General features: G+C 69.9%; 10 protein-coding genes and 3 pseudogenes. 4 read left to right on the top strand and 9 right to left on the bottom strand.

The features are described from left to right. The 4 genes from U9R90_RS00125 to istA all read right to left on the bottom strand — a co-directional run bounded on the left by U9R90_RS00125 (position 1) and on the right by istA (position 4,270). The gene (locus U9R90_RS00125) at positions 1-1,494 is read right to left on the bottom strand and encodes a UvrD-helicase domain-containing protein (protein WP_411057583.1); all 1,494 of its coding nucleotides are present in this window, start codon (positions 1,492-1,494) and stop codon (positions 1-3) included. Next, the gene (locus U9R90_RS00120) at positions 1,491-1,973 is read right to left on the bottom strand and encodes a hypothetical protein (protein WP_411054304.1); all 483 of its coding nucleotides are present in this window, start codon (positions 1,971-1,973) and stop codon (positions 1,491-1,493) included. The genes U9R90_RS00125 and U9R90_RS00120 overlap by 4 nt, the downstream gene beginning before the upstream one ends. Before the next feature lie 117 nt (positions 1,974-2,090). Next, positions 2,091-2,861 carry an IS21-like element helper ATPase IstB gene (gene istB, locus U9R90_RS00115; RefSeq protein WP_411054303.1) on the bottom strand — a complete coding sequence of 257 codons (771 nt, stop codon included), beginning with the start codon at positions 2,859-2,861 and terminating at the stop codon, positions 2,091-2,093. Beyond that, positions 2,858-4,270 (bottom strand): IS21 family transposase, encoded by a 1,413-nt coding sequence (gene istA, locus U9R90_RS00110; protein WP_411054302.1) that lies wholly within the window; start codon positions 4,268-4,270, stop codon positions 2,858-2,860. Before istA ends, istB begins: the two co-directional genes overlap by 4 nt. 258 nt (positions 4,271-4,528) lie before the next feature. Here istA and U9R90_RS00105 point away from each other — a divergent pair, with 258 nt between their 5' ends. After that, the gene (locus tag U9R90_RS00105; protein WP_411054301.1) at positions 4,529-4,867 is read left to right on the top strand and encodes a hypothetical protein; all 339 of its coding nucleotides are present in this window, start codon (positions 4,529-4,531) and stop codon (positions 4,865-4,867) included. 186 nt (positions 4,868-5,053) lie between these two features. Here U9R90_RS00105 and U9R90_RS00100 read toward each other — a convergent pair whose 3' ends face one another. Next, positions 5,054-6,355, bottom strand: a complete 1,302-nt coding sequence (locus U9R90_RS00100; protein WP_411054300.1) for a lipase family protein — start codon at positions 6,353-6,355, stop codon at positions 5,054-5,056. A 97-nt stretch (positions 6,356-6,452) separates the two neighbouring features. Between U9R90_RS00100 and U9R90_RS00095 the strand changes: the two are divergent. From U9R90_RS00095 to U9R90_RS00085, 3 genes and pseudogenes are all read left to right on the top strand, one after another. Then, positions 6,453-6,710: pseudogene (locus U9R90_RS00095) on the top strand (gluconate permease); the annotation flags it as partial. Positions 6,711-6,753: 43 nt separating this feature from the next. Then, positions 6,754-8,100: pseudogene (locus tag U9R90_RS00090) on the top strand (enolase C-terminal domain-like protein). 221 nt (positions 8,101-8,321) lie between these two features. After that, complete coding sequence (locus U9R90_RS00085) at positions 8,322-8,948, top strand: DUF6629 family protein (RefSeq protein ID WP_411057582.1); 627 nt, start codon at positions 8,322-8,324, stop codon at positions 8,946-8,948. A 25-nt stretch (positions 8,949-8,973) separates the two neighbouring features. On the opposite strand, the pseudogene U9R90_RS00080 reads toward U9R90_RS00085, so the two are convergent. The 4 genes and pseudogenes from U9R90_RS00080 to U9R90_RS00065 all read right to left on the bottom strand — a co-directional run. Continuing rightward, positions 8,974-9,120, bottom strand: a pseudogene (locus U9R90_RS00080) (ArsR/SmtB family transcription factor); the annotation flags it as partial. A gap of 198 nt (positions 9,121-9,318) precedes the next feature. Then, positions 9,319-13,557 carry a TIGR02680 family protein gene (locus tag U9R90_RS00075; protein ID WP_411054299.1) on the bottom strand — a complete coding sequence of 1,413 codons (4,239 nt, stop codon included), beginning with the start codon at positions 13,555-13,557 and terminating at the stop codon, positions 9,319-9,321. Next, complete coding sequence (locus U9R90_RS00070; RefSeq protein WP_411054298.1) at positions 13,554-14,831, bottom strand: TIGR02678 family protein; 1,278 nt, start codon at positions 14,829-14,831, stop codon at positions 13,554-13,556. The genes U9R90_RS00075 and U9R90_RS00070 overlap by 4 nt, the downstream gene beginning before the upstream one ends. Beyond that, positions 14,828-16,447 carry a DUF2397 domain-containing protein gene (locus tag U9R90_RS00065; protein WP_411054297.1) on the bottom strand — a complete coding sequence of 540 codons (1,620 nt, stop codon included), beginning with the start codon at positions 16,445-16,447 and terminating at the stop codon, positions 14,828-14,830. Before U9R90_RS00065 ends, U9R90_RS00070 begins: the two co-directional genes overlap by 4 nt. Positions 16,448-16,477: the final 30 nt, after the last annotated feature.

Below are 16,477 nucleotides of genomic sequence, written 5' to 3'. Positions count from 1 at the left end.
CTACAGGTGCCCGCCCCCTGCCCGCGATGACGGTGGCAGGGCGCCGGCAGGGTGATCCTCAATCCAGGACAGGCCGCCGATGTCGAGGCGGTGGCGGGTGCGGGTGACGGCGACGTAGGCGAGGCGGGCTTCGCCGTCGTCGATCGGGCCGGGTACCGCGCGGCCGGTGTCGTCCAGCTGGTCGCTGTCCTTGGGCGGGGTGAAGTCGTCGGCGATTTTCACCCGCGGCCATTCGCGGCCCTTGGCCTTGTGGGCGGTGGAGACGGTGACCTCGGCCTGTTGTTCAGGGACGAGTTGAGCAACAGCGATGAGAATGGCGTCGGTGCCGTGGGTGTCGACGAGGTCGACCAGCGGCTGCAGGTCCCGTCCGGCGGGGTCGTGGGCTGCGTAGTCCTGCAGCTCGCCCCAGGAGGGGAAGAGGATCAGTTCGGGATGGGTGGTGCGGCGGCCTTCCTTCAGGTCGTGGGCGGCCAGGGCCAGGGCGCGCAGGCTGTCTCCTCCTCCGACCAGGGCCACCCGGCATCCGGTCGCCAGCAGTTCCATGACCTGGGCCATGGCGCCGACGTTGGTGCGGCACAGCACGGCATCGGGCCGGTCGAGGGGACCGAGTTCGGTGGGCACGCTCTCGGTGCCGGTCAGGCGGATGGGTGCCTCGGCGATGGTCAGCCAGCGGTTGGCTTCTTCGGCGAGCCGAGGGCCGAAGCGGAAGGACTGGGAGAGGGCGAGCTGGGTGCCGTCGAAGCCGGCCATGACGTCTTTGGCGTCGCGCCACTGGTAGATGACCTGGGCGGAGTCGCCGACCATGACCAGCTGGGCGTGGCCGCGCTGGTCGAGGAAGATCTGTTCGACGACGGGGTTGGTGTCCTGGGCCTCGTCCAGGAGCAGGAAGTCGGTGTCGATCTTCGGACTCGTGAGGGCCCAGATTTTCAGGTAGTGGTCGTGGTCGAAGCGGACCGCGCCCTCGTCCGGGTGCTGGAGGTCGGCCCAGGCCTTGCGGGCGAAGGGGACGATGTGGTCGGCGAGTTGGGCGTGCAGGGTGCGGTCTTCGAGGCCGCGCAGGTGCGGGACGTGGTGGCGGGTGATCGTCGGGTCGGCGGTGTGGCAGAAGCGGGCCACGGTGCGCAGCACGGCATTGGAGAGGGTCTTTTGTGACAGGTCGCGCTCGCCGATGCGGACGGCCTTGGTGATGCCGAGGGCGTGTCCGGTCTGCCAGGCGGGGCGGCGGGGGGCGTTCAGGCGGCGGGTGTAGCGGTGGCCGACGGCGGCGTAGGCCAGGGCGTGGGCGGTCTTGCAGCTGACGGTGGACGGGAAGCGGGAGCGCGCGTCCTGGGCGATGGCCCGGTTGTAGGCGAGGTAGCGTCCGCGGCGCGCGGTGGCGTGGGCGAGCTGGGCCAGGGTGGTGGTCTTGCCGGTGCCTGCCCCGGCCTGGAGCGCCAGGTGGTGGCCGGCCTGGAAAGCGTCGGCCGCTGCCTGCTGTTCGTCGGTGGGGTTCAGCATCGCGCGGCTCCGGGGGTGTGAGTGAGGGCACGCCCGATGGCTGCCAGGAGGTGAGGAGCGGTGGTGTGGGCGAGCAGGTGGCGGACTGCCTGGTCGAGGCAGTCGGCCTCCTCGCTGGCGTGCCGGGCGAGGGCCCGGTGAAGGGCCAGCTGCGAGAAGAGCGGGAGCGGTTGTCCCGCCTTGTCGGCGGCGGCCTTCAGAGCGGTGTGGGTGGCGGGCCGGAAGGCGACGTTGAGGAGGATCTTGCCGTCCGCGTCGGGGTAGTGCGTGGTGATCACGTCGATGGGCAGCCGTCCGCCGATCTGGCGGCGCAGTCGGGTAAGGGCCTTTCCCGGAGTCTTGGCGCGCACCAGGGCCAGGAGATGGGTGATGTCGTGGTTGGCCGCAAGCGGCATGGTGCGGGTGGCCTGGTGGAGTTCGGCCGGGGTGAGGGGCCGGGTCAGGGTGATGTCCAGGGCGTGGTGCGGCATCGTCATGCCTTCCCGCGCCGGTCGGGCGTGGTGTGCGGCAGGCGGGTGTGGATGTGTGCCGCGTGCAGGTGTCCGCGTACTCTCCGGTGTGACCAGTCCGGTACGAATGAACGTGGCCAGTGATCAGGCCACGTTGGTGTCTCGCTCGATGGCTTTGAGGCGGTTCTTGAGCCGGTAGCTGGGGCCGTTGATCGCGACGACGTCGCAGTGGTGGAGGAGGCGGTCGAGGATCGCGGTGGCGAGGACTTCGTCGCCGAAGACCTGGCCCCACTCACTGAAGGTCTTGTTCGACGTCAGAATGATCGAGCCCTTCTCGTAACGCTTCGAGATGACCTGGAAGACCAGGTTCGCCTCGGCCCGTTCCAGAGGCTGATACCCGACCTCGTCGACCACGAGAACGCCGGGCCGTAGGTAGGAGCCCAGTTTGTTGGTCAGCCGGCCCGCGGCCTCGGCGGCCTTGAGCTGGCGAACCATGTCGTCGAGCGTGGTGAAGTAGACCGAGAACCCGGCCCGGCAGGCCGCGACGGCCAGGGCGACCGCGATGTGCGTCTTGCCCACTCCCGGCGGACCGAGCAGGGCAGCGTTGGCCTTGGCCTCGACGAACGAGAGGGTGGCCAGGTCTTTGACCTTGCGCGGGTCGAGGTCGGGCTGGAACGAGAAGTCGTAGTCGTCCAGCGTCTTGTGGTGCGGCAGCTTCGAGAACAGCAGAGACCGGCGGAAGCGGCGGTCGTCACGGACGGCCAGTTCCTCGGACAGCACCAGATCCAGGAAGTCCAGGTAGCCGAGTTTGCCCTCCTCGGCCCGGCGGGCCAGCTCATCGACGCCTTCGGCGAGATGAGGCAAACCGAGCTTGGTCGCCGTGGTGCGGATGCGGTTGCCGGTCAGCTCGCTCAAGACGATTCCTTGCTCTGGGAGGTGAAGGGGTGGGTGCCGGTGAGTTCGTCATAGACCGACAGCGGGCGCCGGCTGACCTCGACGCGGGTGGCCGCGGCCCTGTTGAGCAGGGCCTGCAGCGGACCGGCATCCTTGTCGGCTGCGGGCTCGTGCCGCGGCGGGGGAACCGGCACGTCAGTGGTGGTCCGCCGGTTGTGGCCCCGGGGCAAACCGTTCCAGTGGCTTTCGTCGACAACGCGGGCCCCGCGGCCAACGGCCCGGTCGTGGACAGCCAGCAGACCCCCGCCGCCGGTATCTGCGGTGGTCAGATGCAGACTGATCTGCGATCTGGTGGCCCGGATCTCGACCAGCTGGCGGGGACGAACACGGCGGGCGGGCACCGAGTAGAGGTTGCCGTCGAAGGCAACCAGACAGTCCTCGCCGACCTGCCGCAGCTGCCGCTCGGCCACCAGATAAGGGTTCGGCGGCAGCGGCTTGAGGGCTGCGTGGTCCCGGGCGGCCCGGTGCCCGATGACCTCGTGATGGGTGCCGTGGGTGCGGCCGCGTCTTTGCGGCACCCAGGCCATGAACGCGGCATCCATCTCCTCGACGGAGGAGAAGGCCCGTCCGGCCAGGACGTGATCGCGCACGATCAGAACCTGCCGTTCGACGCGGCCCTTCCCCGTCGGGCGGTAGGCGGCCAGGACGTCGATGTCGAAGTCGTAGTGGCCGGCGAAGCCGACCGCTTCCGGATGCAGCGGAACCGCCTCACCGGGGGCGACATGGCGACGGACCACGGTCTTGGTGCGGTCATAGACGATTGACATCGGCACCCCACCGAAGTGCGCGAACGCCCGGCGGTGGCAGTCGAAGAACGTCTGCAGATCCTGACTGGTGGTGAAGCAGCAGAAGGGATCACGCGAGTACGACAGCCTCATGTGAAACGAATAGACCTTCGCGATCCCGATGTGAGCGAGGACCTTCCCCTCGTCGCCCCAGTCAACCTGGGCCTGAGCTCCGGGGACCACCTCGAAGCGGCGGTGCATGCCCGCCAACTCCCGTGGTGTGATGCCCAGTTCATCGGCGATCCGTGGCCGGGCCTCCTGCAGATAGAGCTTGATGCGCTGATAGTTGATGGTGGAGCCGTACTCCTTGACCAGGCGCTCGTGCACCACCGCACCCTTGATGAGGATCTCCGCCCGCAGCATCGCGTCGATCAGCGGCGCCACCTCGTCCACCACCCGTCGGCGGGGGCGCCCGTTCGATGTCCTCCGCGGTGGCGCGGCGGGGGCCTGTCCCGACAGGTACTTCCGGACCGTCTTACGATTCAGCCCGGTCTCCTTGGCGACCTCTGTAAGGGTCACCGCTCCGGACTCGAACAGGGCACGAAAACGCCGGAGTTCCAACCAACGCTGCGGGTCCAAGACCACCGTGCACCGCCCTCCGCCACTCCAGACCGACCAAGCAGCAGAGTGCCGAGCGACAGGACTCACCGCATCACAAGACGGCCCTTTTCATTCGTACGAAGCTGGCCGCGTTCATGTGTACGCCGACAGNACTCATCGCATGACACCGTGCCAGATCACGATCTACGACTGGAGTACCGCCGGTCCGCTCTGCCCCTGGAGATACGCGACCAGAAAAATCGCGGCGGGAAGTGTGGTGGGCTCCGGCGCGTCGAGGCGGGTATGGACGATGTGGATCACCAGACCCGTGGATGCGCCGGACTTCTGATCGCAGGTGCGGGCGGCGCCTCGACAGCCGTGCTGGCCTGGGCGCCGCACGCCCGCGTCAGCGTCACCGGTGGATTCGAAGAGATCCACCGGGACCTCAGTGTGCTGTACGTCGACCTTCCGCTCATCGCGCTCGGCGGCGCGCTCGTACCGGTCGTCGCCTGGTCGCTGACCCTGCGCCTGCTGGGCCGGCCGTGGGCCGCGGCGCTCGTCGCCGTGGCCGCGCTCGGCATCGGAGTGTGGGGGCTGACCACGTGGTGGACGCCGTACGAGCGGCCGGAGTTCACGGGCTAGGTGCCGAGCGAGGTGGGAGCGGACCCATCACGAGCGGCCGGAGTTCACGGGCTAGGTGCCGAGCGAGGTGGGAGCGGACCCATCCCCTGTCAGCGGACCGCTCTTTCTGGCGGCGGGTCTGTCCGTTCGGACGTCATTGCTACATGGCGGCATCCGGGCCTGTCGGTGCCGTCACGGGACACCCGCTCAGGTGCCGCAGTTGCCGGATGTGGGCTGGCCGGCGAACCGCTGGCCGAGCCACTCGAGTGCCGGGCCGTTGCCCTGGATCGCCGTCCCGACATGGGACTGACCGGCGAAGGACTTCCACTCCACGGCGTGGCCCTTCGCGCACCAGTCGGCCCGCAGCTTCTGCCCGACCGCGTGCGGGATCGTCTCGTCCGCGTCCCCGTGGTACAGGAACGTCGGCGCCGACGGCCGCTCGGTCCCGATCAACTGCTCGGCGACGGCCTGCTGCCAGGCCGAGCGCTCCAGCGGGTTGGACGTCGTCACGTCCTCGATCGTCTTACCCCGCCCGGCCTCCAGGGCCATCCCGACGCATTCGTTGCGGACCACGTCGGCGAGCTTGCGGCCCTCGTCGTTGAGGTATCTGTCGAGCTTGAGGGCCGGGTAGGCGGCGTTCTGTCCCACGGCGGACATCAGCAGATAGCCCGCGCTGCCACTGCCCTCGAGCGACTCGGCGACCTTGGCGAGGTCCGCGGGAACACCGCCGCTCGCCGTACCCTTGACCTTTAGTTCGGGAGCGTAGGTCGCGGCCATCTCGGCCGCCTTCGCGCTGGCGCCGCCGCCCTGCGAGTAGCCCATGATGCCGACGGGCGCCTCGGCGGCAACCCCGTACTTCGCGGCCTCCGGGTGGCGCTGGGCCGCGCGCGCCGCGTCGAGCACGGCGCTGCCCTGCGCCCTGGCGACCATGTAGGTGTGGTCGCCCGGCGTACCGAGGCCCTCGTAGTCCGTGACGACGACCGCGTAGCCCCGTACCAGCGCGGCGTTGACCAGCGGCGCCTCGGCCGTGGTGCCGCCCGGGAATCCGGCGGACGGCGCGCACTTGTCGCCAAGACCGACCGTGCCCACCGCATACGTGATCAGCGGGCGCGGGGTGGTCCTGCCGTCGTCGGGAACGATCACGGTGCCGGAGACCGCGTTGGGCCGGCCGTCGGCGGAGGTCGACCGATAGTTGATCGTCCAGGCCTTGGTGGGAGTGGGCTGGCCCGGCGTGTACTGGAATGAGGACGGCTGCGAGCCGAGGATCTCGCCGGGAGCTGTCTTCTTGCCCGGCTTCTTCTTGTCCTGGCCGTGGCGCTTGTCCTTCTGCTGCTTCGCGGCAGCGGTAGCCTCTCCGGTGGACTGCGCCGCGGACTGGGCCGAGGAGGTCGCGTCCGGCGTGCCGTTCTGCGTGTGACCGCTCTGCGCGGCGGCTGACCCGGGCAGCCCGCACACCGCCACTGCGAGCACTGCACCCGCCGCCGTTCGCCTGCGTAGCGCTGACGTCATAGGGCTCTCCCAACTCTCCTGTGCGCAAGGGGGGGTTGACAGCGGCACCTTACTGACCCGTCAGTAATATGGCCATAGGCGGAGGGCGGTCCGTGGCGTCACCGCCTCCGGCGTGGTGCTGCCGCTCCTCTCGGGCGGCGAGGTGCACCCCGAGATCACGGTGCTCGCCGTCTCCTGCGGATCGATCGCCTTCTCCCACGTCAACGACCCGGGATTCTGGCTGTTCAAGGAGTACTTCAACCTCTCCGTCATCGAAGCGATCAAGGTCCGCACCACCTACACCACGGTGCTCGCGATCCCCGGCCTGGGCGGCATCCTCGCCCTCGAGTGGGCCCTGGACATCCTCAGCCTGTGACCACGGACCCCGACTCCCCTCACCCCCAAGGACATTGACGACGATGAGCAGCAAGCAGCCGACCATCACCGAGCTCGCCGTCTACCTCGTCGCCGGACGCGACGGCATGGGACTGAACCTCTCCGGCGCCCACGGCCCTACTTCACCCGCAACGTCGTCGTCCTGACGGACTCCGACGGCCGTACGGGACTCGGCGAAGTACCCGGCGGCGAGAAGATCACACAGACGCTGCGGGACGCCGCATCCTTCGTCGTCGGCGCCAGGACGTGCGACTACAAACGCGTCCTGCGAGAGATCGGCGACCGCTTCGCCGACCGCGACGCGGGCGGACACGGCACCCAGACCTTCGACCTGCGCACCGCCGTCACCGCCGTCACCGCCGTCACCGCCGTCGAGTCGGCGCTGCTCGACCTGCTCGGCCAGGAACTGGACGTGCCGGTCGCTGCCCTCCTCGGCGGCGGCCAACAGCGCGACTCCGTAAGGGGCCTGGGCTATCTCTTCTACGTCGGCGACCGCGACCGCACCGGCCTGGGCTACGTCCGCGAACCCGACACGGACGTCGAATGGCACCGCATCCGGCACGAGGAGGCCCTCACCCCCGAGGCGATCGTCCGGCAGGCCGAGGCCGCCTACGACCAGTACGGCTTCCGGGACTTCAAGCTCAAGGGCGGAGTCCTCGCCGACGCCCGGGAAGTCGACACCGTACGGGCGCTCAAGGACCGCTTCCCCCAGGCGCGCATCACTCTCGACCCGAACGGCGCCTGGTCCCTGCGCGAGGCCATCGAGCTCTGCCGGCCCCTGGTGGCACACTCGCCTACGCCGAGGACCCCTGCGGCCCCGAGGGCGGCTACTCCGGGCTCGAGATCCTGGCCGAGTTCCGCCGCGCCACGGGTCTCCCCCGGCGACCAACATGCTCGCCACGGACTGGCGGCAGATGACCCACGCCCTGGCCATGCAGTCGGTCTCCATCCCACTGGCCGACCCGCACTCCTGGACTATGCAGGGCTTGGTGCGCGTGGCCCAGCTGCGCAACGCCGTGGGCCTGACCTGGGGCTGCCACTCCAACAACCACTTCGACATCTCCCTCGCCATGGTCACCCACTGCGGGGCCGCGGCGCCCGGCGCGTACAACGCCCTGGACACCCACTGGATCTGGCAGGAGGGCTTGGAGCGGCTGACCGTCTATCTCGCCGCGGATCGTCGACGGCGAGGTCGCCGTCCCGGACGCCCCCGGCCTGTACGTCAGCCTCGGCATGGACCGCCTTCTCGCGGCCCACGGGCTGTACCGGAAAAAAAGCCGCTGGGGGCACGGGACGACGCCGCCGGGATGCAGTACCTCGTGCCCGGCTGGACGTTCGACAGCAAGCGGACCTGCCTCGCCCGGGACTAGGGACCGGCGACTGGAACCCCTTCGACAGACCGGGACTGGCGACGCGGGACTTCCGCGGATTCCGCTAGTGCCCACAAAGCCCACAAAGCGCACCGGGCGCACGCGCCGCGGGACCGCCCTGGTGACACGCCTGCCGCGTCACCGGGGCCGCCGGCCGAGCGCGACGTAGCGTGGTCTGCGGCAAAGGTGAGTACACGCGACGTCGGACCCCTGGTGGCGTGATGTGTTGGAGTGCGACGGCCGATCTCGTGGCGGGCACCGGTATCGCAGCGGTCGGGGTGGCCTGTGTGGCAGAGGTGCCCAGCCGCCGGGAGCTTCCGCTCGCCGCCCTGCCGCTGCTGCTCGGTGCCCACCAGATCATCGAATCGGTGGTCTGGGACTCGGGCGGGGGCAGCGGACCCGCCACACTCGCCTGGGCCGTCATCGCGCTGCCCCTGCTGGCCCTGTGGGTGCCCGTGGGCGTGTGGTGCGCCACCCCACCGCACGCCCACCGCAGGCTGGCCCTCCCCCTCATCACCGGAGCCACGACGGCCGCGGTGCTCGCCTACAGCCTGGCCACCGGCCCGGTGACAGCCGAGATCCGCGGTCGCACGATCGGCTACGTCGTCGATCTCTCCCACACGCCTTTGCTCATCGCGGGCTACTTCGTGGCCACCGTGGGCTCCTTGCTGCTGTCCGGCGACCGACGGCTGCTGACGCTGGGCATCCTGGTCGCCGTCGGCGCGTCAGTCTGCTGGACACTGTGGCGACTGGAGTTCGCCTCGACCTGGTGTGCAGTGGCGGCCGTGTGCTCGGTTGTGCTATTCGGCTGGGCACGGCAGCCCGCTCCGTCGCAGCCTGCGCCTTGAATGCAGCGGTCACCTGGACCTGCGCCTAAAGCGTCCGCCCAAGCGTGGCGACAAGCTGGGCGATGCGCTCTTCATCGCGCCTGTAGTGGATCCACTTGCCCACGCGCGTCGACCGCACCAGCCCGGCTCTCCGCAGTTCCGCCAGGTACGCCGAGACCGTGGACTGGGCCAGTGGCCTAGTAGTGCTTCGTTAGGAGTGCCGATCTTGGCTGGTCGGGGGCATGCTGCNCGAGTTGGGCCTGCACGGTGCCGGTGGGGGCCAGGCGGTTGCGCTCCAGCCGTTTGCGGGCCGCTGCCCACAGCGCGGTGAGGCTGGGGTCGTCGAGGTAGCTGCGGACGGGGGCGGGCAGCTGGGGGAGGGAATGAGGGGTCATGATGCGGCGTGCAGGTGGCGGTTGCGGCCGTCCCAGTGGACGTGCGTGGTCACGGCCGCTGTGCCTTCGGCGCGGCGCACTTCGTAGGTGTCCAGGGCGGGAACCTCGGCGAAGAATCCCCACAGGGCGTGGCCGGTCATGACGAAGTCGAGGTCCAGGCGGACCAGAAGCGCCATCAGTTCACCGATGGTCCGGTGGTCAACTTTAGCGAAGGCGTCGTCCAGGAGGATCAGCCGCAGGGCCCGGCCGGTGTCGGGCAGGCTGCTGAGATAGGCGTCGGCGGCGGCGAACAGGGTCACGTAGGACACGAAGCGGGTCTCGCCCTGCGAGAGCTTGGCCCGGCGGCTGATCTTGCGTTCCTGGCCCGGCTCGGGACCGGTGATGAAGGCGTCCACGACATGCCAGGCCCGGTAGTCGAGAGCCGTGTGCAGGTGGGTGGCGTATCCGGCCTGGGGGTCGTCGCTGTAGGCGGCGTCCACGAGTGCCTTGAGCCGGCTGATGAGTTCTTCGGACTCCGCTTCGCGCAGCACATGGACATCGTGTTTCATCAGCTCTTTGACCCGGGTGATGTGCTCGTTGGCCGAATCGGCCAGCCGCCAGCGGATCTTGACGCCGATGCCGTGACTGGTAGTGATGGGCTGCAGCGAGGCGTTCATCGCCTTGATCAGGCCTTCGGCCTCGAGGATGCGGTTGCGGAGTTCTTCGGCCATCCCGCCCAGGACGAAGTTGTGAAAGGCCGTGCGCTCACGCTGGGTCAGCGCGCTGCGGCCGCGATCGCGTCGTTCACGCAATTCGGCTGCGGCATCGGCGATGTGGCGCCGTCCGCCGGCATCTGTCAGCTCCACTACATGCAGGTCGTCCTCGATCGTGACGGTCACGTCATAGGCACCTGCGGTGTTGCGTTCCAGTACCGACTGGGCGCGTACCAGCGCGGTGGCATCGGCGGTGCTGTCCGGCCGCTGCACCGCTGCCCGGACCTCGCGCACCGCCGTCAGGACGTCGTCCGCACTGACGCTTGCCGACAGCAGCACCGCAGGAGCAACCGCGCCCGGAACCAGGGCCACGGCCAGGGCCGGATGGCTCAGGCGCCGGTGCAGCGCCTGGGCCTGCTGGACGAGAGCCGCCCGTGCTTCTTGTGCCTTCTCCCGGGCGCCCTGCGCCTTCTCCTTGGCCGCGGCCACCTGACCGGTCAGGGCGAGTACCCGGCTGTTGGTGCGCTGCAGGGTCTCCTTGGTCTGCTTCAGCTCCCGTTCGGCTGCGTCGAGACGGTCGTGCACCTCCTGCGGGCTGGATCCGAGGCTCTCGCGCAATGCGGCCAGCGCGGAGGCCTCCCGCGACCAGTCCAGGCCTGCCGCCTCGGCATGCCCCTCCGCCTCACTACGCCGGTCGCGGACGGTGCGCAGGCGTGCCAGCAGAAGCTGCCGACGGGCGAGATGCTTCTTGACCGCTTCGCCGGCGCGGTCCACATCCCGGCACATGGTCTGCGACTGCTCCGCACAAGCCTGCATGGTCCGCAGACCGTCTGCGTCGTCGGGCATTCCCAGGGCCGCACAGACCTCGCGGTGGCTGCGCCGGCGGGCTTCCCAGGCCCGCTGCATCCGCTGAGCCTCCTCCGCGAGCACGCCCGCTTGCCTGCGGCCGGCGACGGCGTCCGTGCGGGCTGAGGCAGCCTGCAGGCGCAACGTTGCGAGCTGCACGGAGCGCGGAGCCTCCACCAGGTGACTCTCCAGGTCCCGCAGCCCGGCCTCTAGGGCGTCCTGCTGCTCACTGCGCGCCTGCGCCGCCTGCTGCAACTGTTCGAGCAGTACGTCGATCTCGGCGAGACGGGCCGCGCGGGCGGCCGCCCGCGCCCTGGCGCCGATGTAGCGGGCGGTTGCAGGCAGATGACGTCCCGTCAGGGGACCGTTGCCCCACGAGCCGTCGGACGACACCCAGGTGGGGTGCCCCGGACGCAGGGCGATCTGATCCAGGACGGCGTTGACGCGCGCCACCTCCTTGCTATCGCTCCCGGCCGGGACCAGCAGTGTGCGCAGCGAGCGCAGTGCCGGGGGGCCGCCGGTCCCCAGCAGTAGCTGGCCGCTTTCGGCGACCACATCGCCGTCCTGCGTGAGTACGCCGTACAGCAGCCCCGAGGCCAACAGAGCGCCCTCCACGCCGGCCCGCACGGGTGCGTCGACCTCGGGACGGAACTCCAGCAGCTGCCACAGTGCCGGTGCACCGGCAGGCGGGCTGTCCAGCCAGTCGGGCACCGCCGGCGGCACATCCCGCTCCCGGCGCAGTTCGCTGGCTTCGGCCAGCAACTGCTCACGTTGGGCCTGTTCCTGCTGTGCCTGTGCGGCCAATGCTGCCGTCTGCTGTGCGTGCAGGGCCCGGGCAGGCGCGGCCACCTGGTGGGCGAGGGCATCCAGGCGGGCCAGTTCACGGTCGGCTTCCGGGCCGGCCGGCACATCACCAGCGAGGGCTTCGACATTGTCCAGGAGAGCGGCGACGGCCGTGCCGTGCCAGTCGACGTCGCCCAGCAGACGCTGCGAGCACGCGGATGCAGTCCAGGTCCGCCAGTCCACGGCCAGCTTCACTGCCGCTTCATCGCGTCTGGTTTCCGCCTGCTCTGCTTTGCCTTCAGCCGCGGCTGCGTCTTCGGCTGCGTCTTCGGCCCGGTCCTGTGCGCGCCGTACCTTCTCGAGGGAGGACGCCAGCTCCTTGGCCTCGCCGGCGCGCGCGGCTGCCTGCTGGGCCCGGGTGGCCGCGGCGGAGCGCAGCGCGGGGATCGCCGCGAGCAGTTCGTCGATTGTCGCGTTGATGTGGTCCGGGGCGGGGACGAGGCGCACTGCCGCCGGGCGGCTGACGGGCTCCGGGTCGGCATCCGCTGTGGTGCGCACCGGCTCCACCACGGGATCCGGCGGCCGCACCTCGATGCCCGTAGCAGCGGGCAGCGAGGTATTGAGACCTGCGCGGACCAGCAGTTCACCGGCCTGCTGGGCGATCTCGGCCGCCTCGGCCGCCGCGCTCTTGGTGTCCTGGGCCGCTTCGTTGCACGCGTCGGTGCTGCGCTGCTCTTCCTCGCGGGCCCCCTTGGCGGTGGCCATGGCGTTGCGGGCGGCCGCTTCCAGAGCCTGCAAGGTGCTGAGGCGTTCGCTGAGCTCCCGGGCAGCCTTATACGCGCTCGACTGCCGGATTCCGGCGACAGCTGCTTCCAACTCGTCGCGGTAGCCGTCCAGTTCACTGCTTTCGGCTACCGCATCGGCATGATCACGGACGAGCTGGACGTGTGTCTTCTCCCGCTCGGCGGCCGTCGCGTCGGTGTCCCGGGCCAGGACAGCCGCAGTCTGGGTGCGGTCACTGGCGGCGGTGCAGACGCCCGTGGCGTAGCGGGTGTAGACCCTGAGGAAGTCGGCGACGTGACCGTAGGCGGTTTCCAGCCGGGCCAGCGCGGCCCGGGTCTCTTCCAGCCCGTCGAGTTCCTCACCCGCTGTGGCGATGGCCTTGTCGGACAGCGGGGGCAGGGCGTCGGAAAGGATCTGGGGCAGGCGGCCTTCGTCGATGCGGTTGCCCACGTCGGGCGAGCGCAGCGTGTGCAGCAGCTGCAGCAGTCCCGTATACCGCTCGCGTCCCTGGTCGCCGTGGAGCCCGAAGACGGCCGTGCGTACCCGGTCGCGGTGAACGTCGGGAGATGAGGTCAGACGGTCCGCTCCGATGACGGCGGCCAGACCTTCTTTCGACAGCGGGACCCGGCTGGTGTCGAGCAGGACCAGGTCCTCATCGACCCGCAGAGGGGTGAGGAAGTACCAGGCCTTCGCCTCCGCGGCGCTGTGCGAGAAGCGGATCAGGGCGCCCGCGGTCAGGAACTCTGTGCGCTGCTCGCCGTCGGCGTCCTCCACGTCACGAGTGAGCTCCAGCCACACGTACCCGAGCCGGTTGGCCTGGCCGTCGCCGCCCGCCCGCATCAGGTCCTCCAGCCGGACCTTGCCGGAACCGGTGGCATCCATGCGGCGCCGGTCGGCGTCCAGGACGAACGGCAGCAGCATCTCCAAGGCCCGGGACTTGCCGGACCCGTTCGATCCCCGCAGTACCAGGCGGCCGCCTGAGAGATCGAAGCGCTGGTCGAAGTAGAACCAGACGTTGACGATTCCCGCCCGGTTCAGCCGCCACCGGTAGGGATGGGCCGCGCGGACGGGCGCTTGCCCGCCCGCGCGGCTGTCGGGTTTGCGTGGGCCGGGAAAGGCGAGGGCACTCACAGCGCCTCCCTGAGGAAGGACTCGGTGAACAGCACGTCGGAAGGCGGCGCGCCGGCAGCGTCGGGCGGTGTATCGGCCAACCGCCGGGCGGCGCGCGTCGGCTGGGCTTGCGGTTCGGGCCGGTAGCGGGCCGCTGCCGGATGCAGCACCAGTCCTTCGGGCAGGCTGCGGGCCAGCGACATGGATTCCAGCAGGGCCACGACCTCCTTCTGCAGACGTGCCGGATCGGCGATGTAGGCACCGGCCCAGGCCCTGGCGTAGCGCGAGGCCAGGCCGTCCAGTTCGCTGCGAACCGTGTCCCACGGCGTCAGCAGGCCTGGGACGTCTGCCGCAGCCCCGGGGACGTGGTGACCCGCCGCAGGCCGGGCCAGATCGGTCAGTGCATCGGTCAGCAACAGCGCTGCCTGGCGCACGGTGCCCGGTCCCGGATATGCCACATCACTGAGGGTTCCTTCGGTGTCATAGGCCAGAGCTCCCTCCGCCCTGACCTCCAGCGTCAGCCCGAAGTGCTCCTCCAGAAGGCGCGTCAGCTCCGAACGTTCCCGGGAGAGGACATCACGCTCGTCCTCCGGGAGCTCTTCCCGCTTCACCAGCGGGTTCTCCACCAGCCGGCGCCGCAGACTGCGCCGGGGCTCGGATGCCCCGCTCGGCAGCTGAGCCGTCAGGTCGGCCAGGGAGGCCACATTGCGCAACGGGCGGGGGAGCACGTGCGGCAGCAGGGGACGGTGGATCTGCAGCACACCTTCCTCGCGCCGTTCACTCCACGCGGACAGCGATCCGTCGGTCTCGGTCAGCACACCCCAGTCGATGAGAAGCCCAACGGCCTGGACCAGGCGGCGGTTTTCCGAGGGAGTGTCGCGCAGTTCGATACCGGCTGAGGCGGCATCGGCCCGTACCTGTTCGACCAGCGAGGAGATCAGCAGCCACTCCCCGGTACCGGGTGTGAGCAACGCGGCACAAGCCAGCGAGAACAGCGCATAGGTCTGCGGGGAGAAGGGCGGGCTGTCTCTCCGCTGGACGGGCCGCAACGGACTGTCCGGGCTCGGAGGCGTTTTCACCAGCCGGGCAAAGGAGGTCTCAACGATGAGGTGATAGCCCAGGAGCTTGGCGAAGGCGGACCGCAGCGCGGCGGAATGCCTGCGGACCACGGCCAGCTCGTCCGGTTGCCGTTGCGACGTCAGCACCGGGCAGGCCAGCAGGGTACGGGCTGCCAGGCGCCGCTCCGCCGCCTCGTGCTGAGCGGTGGAGCCGGCCAGCCTGTTGTCCACACTCACTGGACGCCTCCTGCGGCCGAGGGCGGCTGCTGGTCCTCTCCCGCGTCGGCAGCGATTTCGTCTGCCGCGCTCTCACCCGCTGCATCACCGGGTCGGGCCTCGTCGGCGGCCGAGGCTTTGAGAGCCAGACGCAAGAAGGTCGTGTCGCCGTCGTCCGATCTGATCACGGTGTCGGTATCCGACTCCGCAACGTCTACGGCGACGTTGAGATCGATGTCCTCCACGCGCACGGCTTGTGACGGGCTGAGTTCCTTGGCCAGTGCCATGGACACCAGTTCCAGCAGCAGATCACGGGCTGCCGGAGTGAGGTGCGCGCCGTCCAGCACACCGGCAGCGGCGAGTTCGGCTCCGGCCGTCCGCCGGGCCGCGAGTTCCTGGGCGGCCTCTTCCTGCAGACGGGTGATGTCCATGCCCGGGTCGGGCACCCGCGCGGTGCGTCCGCGCGCGGTGCGGTCGCCGCGCTCCCGCAAGGAGACCGGGACATCCACCGGGCCGGCGTCCCACCACGAGGTCGAAGCGGTGTCGCGGGGGTCGGCCTCCTCGGGCCCGAAACTCACATGACGCGCGGGGTAGGCGCCGAAGGCAGCCGAGAAGCCGCGGTGTGCCTCTTCGACACTGGCCTGCGCGAACAGGCCCGCCAGGTGCATCAGGTCGCTGCGCCTGGCTCCTCCGGTGCCGCCGGGGGTGAGCATGCGCCGCGCGTTGGTGAGCAACTGCCCCAGAGCGGACTCGGCCGCGGCCCGCAGCTGCGCCGGGCCGGACAAGCCGCCCTCGCCGCCGCTGTACCAGGCCTGCAGCTCCGCCCAATCGTTGTACTGCCGTCCCGGCAGCCGCTCGACGGGGGCGCCGTCCGCGGAAGCCAGGCCCGGCAGGCTGTCCAGGGCGTTCAGGACGTGGTCCAGGACCGGCTGGAGGTCGTCCAGGCATTTCAGGACCGCGGGGGAGTGCCGGGAGACGTCGGTGTCGATGAGGTGGACGTATTCCAGCAGCAGGCCCTTGAACGACGCGTACTCCTCACCGGCCAGGTCGTAGCGAACCAGCACGGACGACAGATATGCGTAGAAGTCGCGGATGCTGTCGGCGAAGTACGCCTGGTTGGTGAAGACGGTCGTGACATCGGCCGCCAGGGCCTGGGCGTCGATGGTGCGGGGATGGCGTGCCTGGCGGAGGATCTTCGACAGCAACACGGCCATGCTGCCGAGCAGTTCGCGGGCCACCTCCCGTGCCCCGTCGCGCATCTGCAGGACCTTGGTGACCTGCCGGTGGACCGTGCCGCCGAGCCGGGTGACCTGGAAACGGGCCCGGGTGTGGCGCAGCGCGGCGACTGTGGGGACACGGGGGTCGCGCGCGGAGGGCATGAGGTTCTTCCAGCGGACCAGGCTGGCGCAGCGGGCCTCCGCATCCTCCGGGGACAGGGCGATACCGCGTTTCGCCAGTGCCTCGCTGACCTCCGCGGCGGACAGATCGGTCAGCAGTGTCTGCGTGAACTGGTCCATGATGGCGAGGTATTCGGTCGCATTATCGACATTGTCGACCGTGACATACCTGAAGAGATCGCGCCGCTCGTCTGACTGGTCCTCGGGGCTGTCTTCGCCCCCGAAGTAGCCTTCCTCCACTCCCGTCCCCCTCAGGCTGTTTCTGGGCCG

This window comes from Streptomyces sp. E11-3 (genome assembly GCF_046540415.1).
Taxonomy (GTDB): Bacteria; Actinomycetota; Actinomycetes; order Streptomycetales; family Streptomycetaceae; genus Streptomyces.
The sequence above is the reverse complement of the archived record's forward strand: the minus strand, read 5'-3'. Positions and strand labels throughout refer to the sequence as shown.

Bases quoted from the DNA above. Each gene is read 5' to 3' on its own strand.
- U9R90_RS00105 (WP_411054301.1), top strand. From the start codon at position 4,529: ATGGACGATGTGGATCACCAGACCCGTGGATGCGCCGGACTTCTGATC.
- U9R90_RS00120 (WP_411054304.1), bottom strand. From the start codon at position 1,973: ATGACGATGCCGCACCACGCCCTGGACATCACCCTGACCCGGCCCCTC.
- U9R90_RS00100 (WP_411054300.1), bottom strand. From the start codon at position 6,355: ATGACGTCAGCGCTACGCAGGCGAACGGCGGCGGGTGCAGTGCTCGCA.
- U9R90_RS00085 (WP_411057582.1), top strand. From the start codon at position 8,322: ATGTGTTGGAGTGCGACGGCCGATCTCGTGGCGGGCACCGGTATCGCA.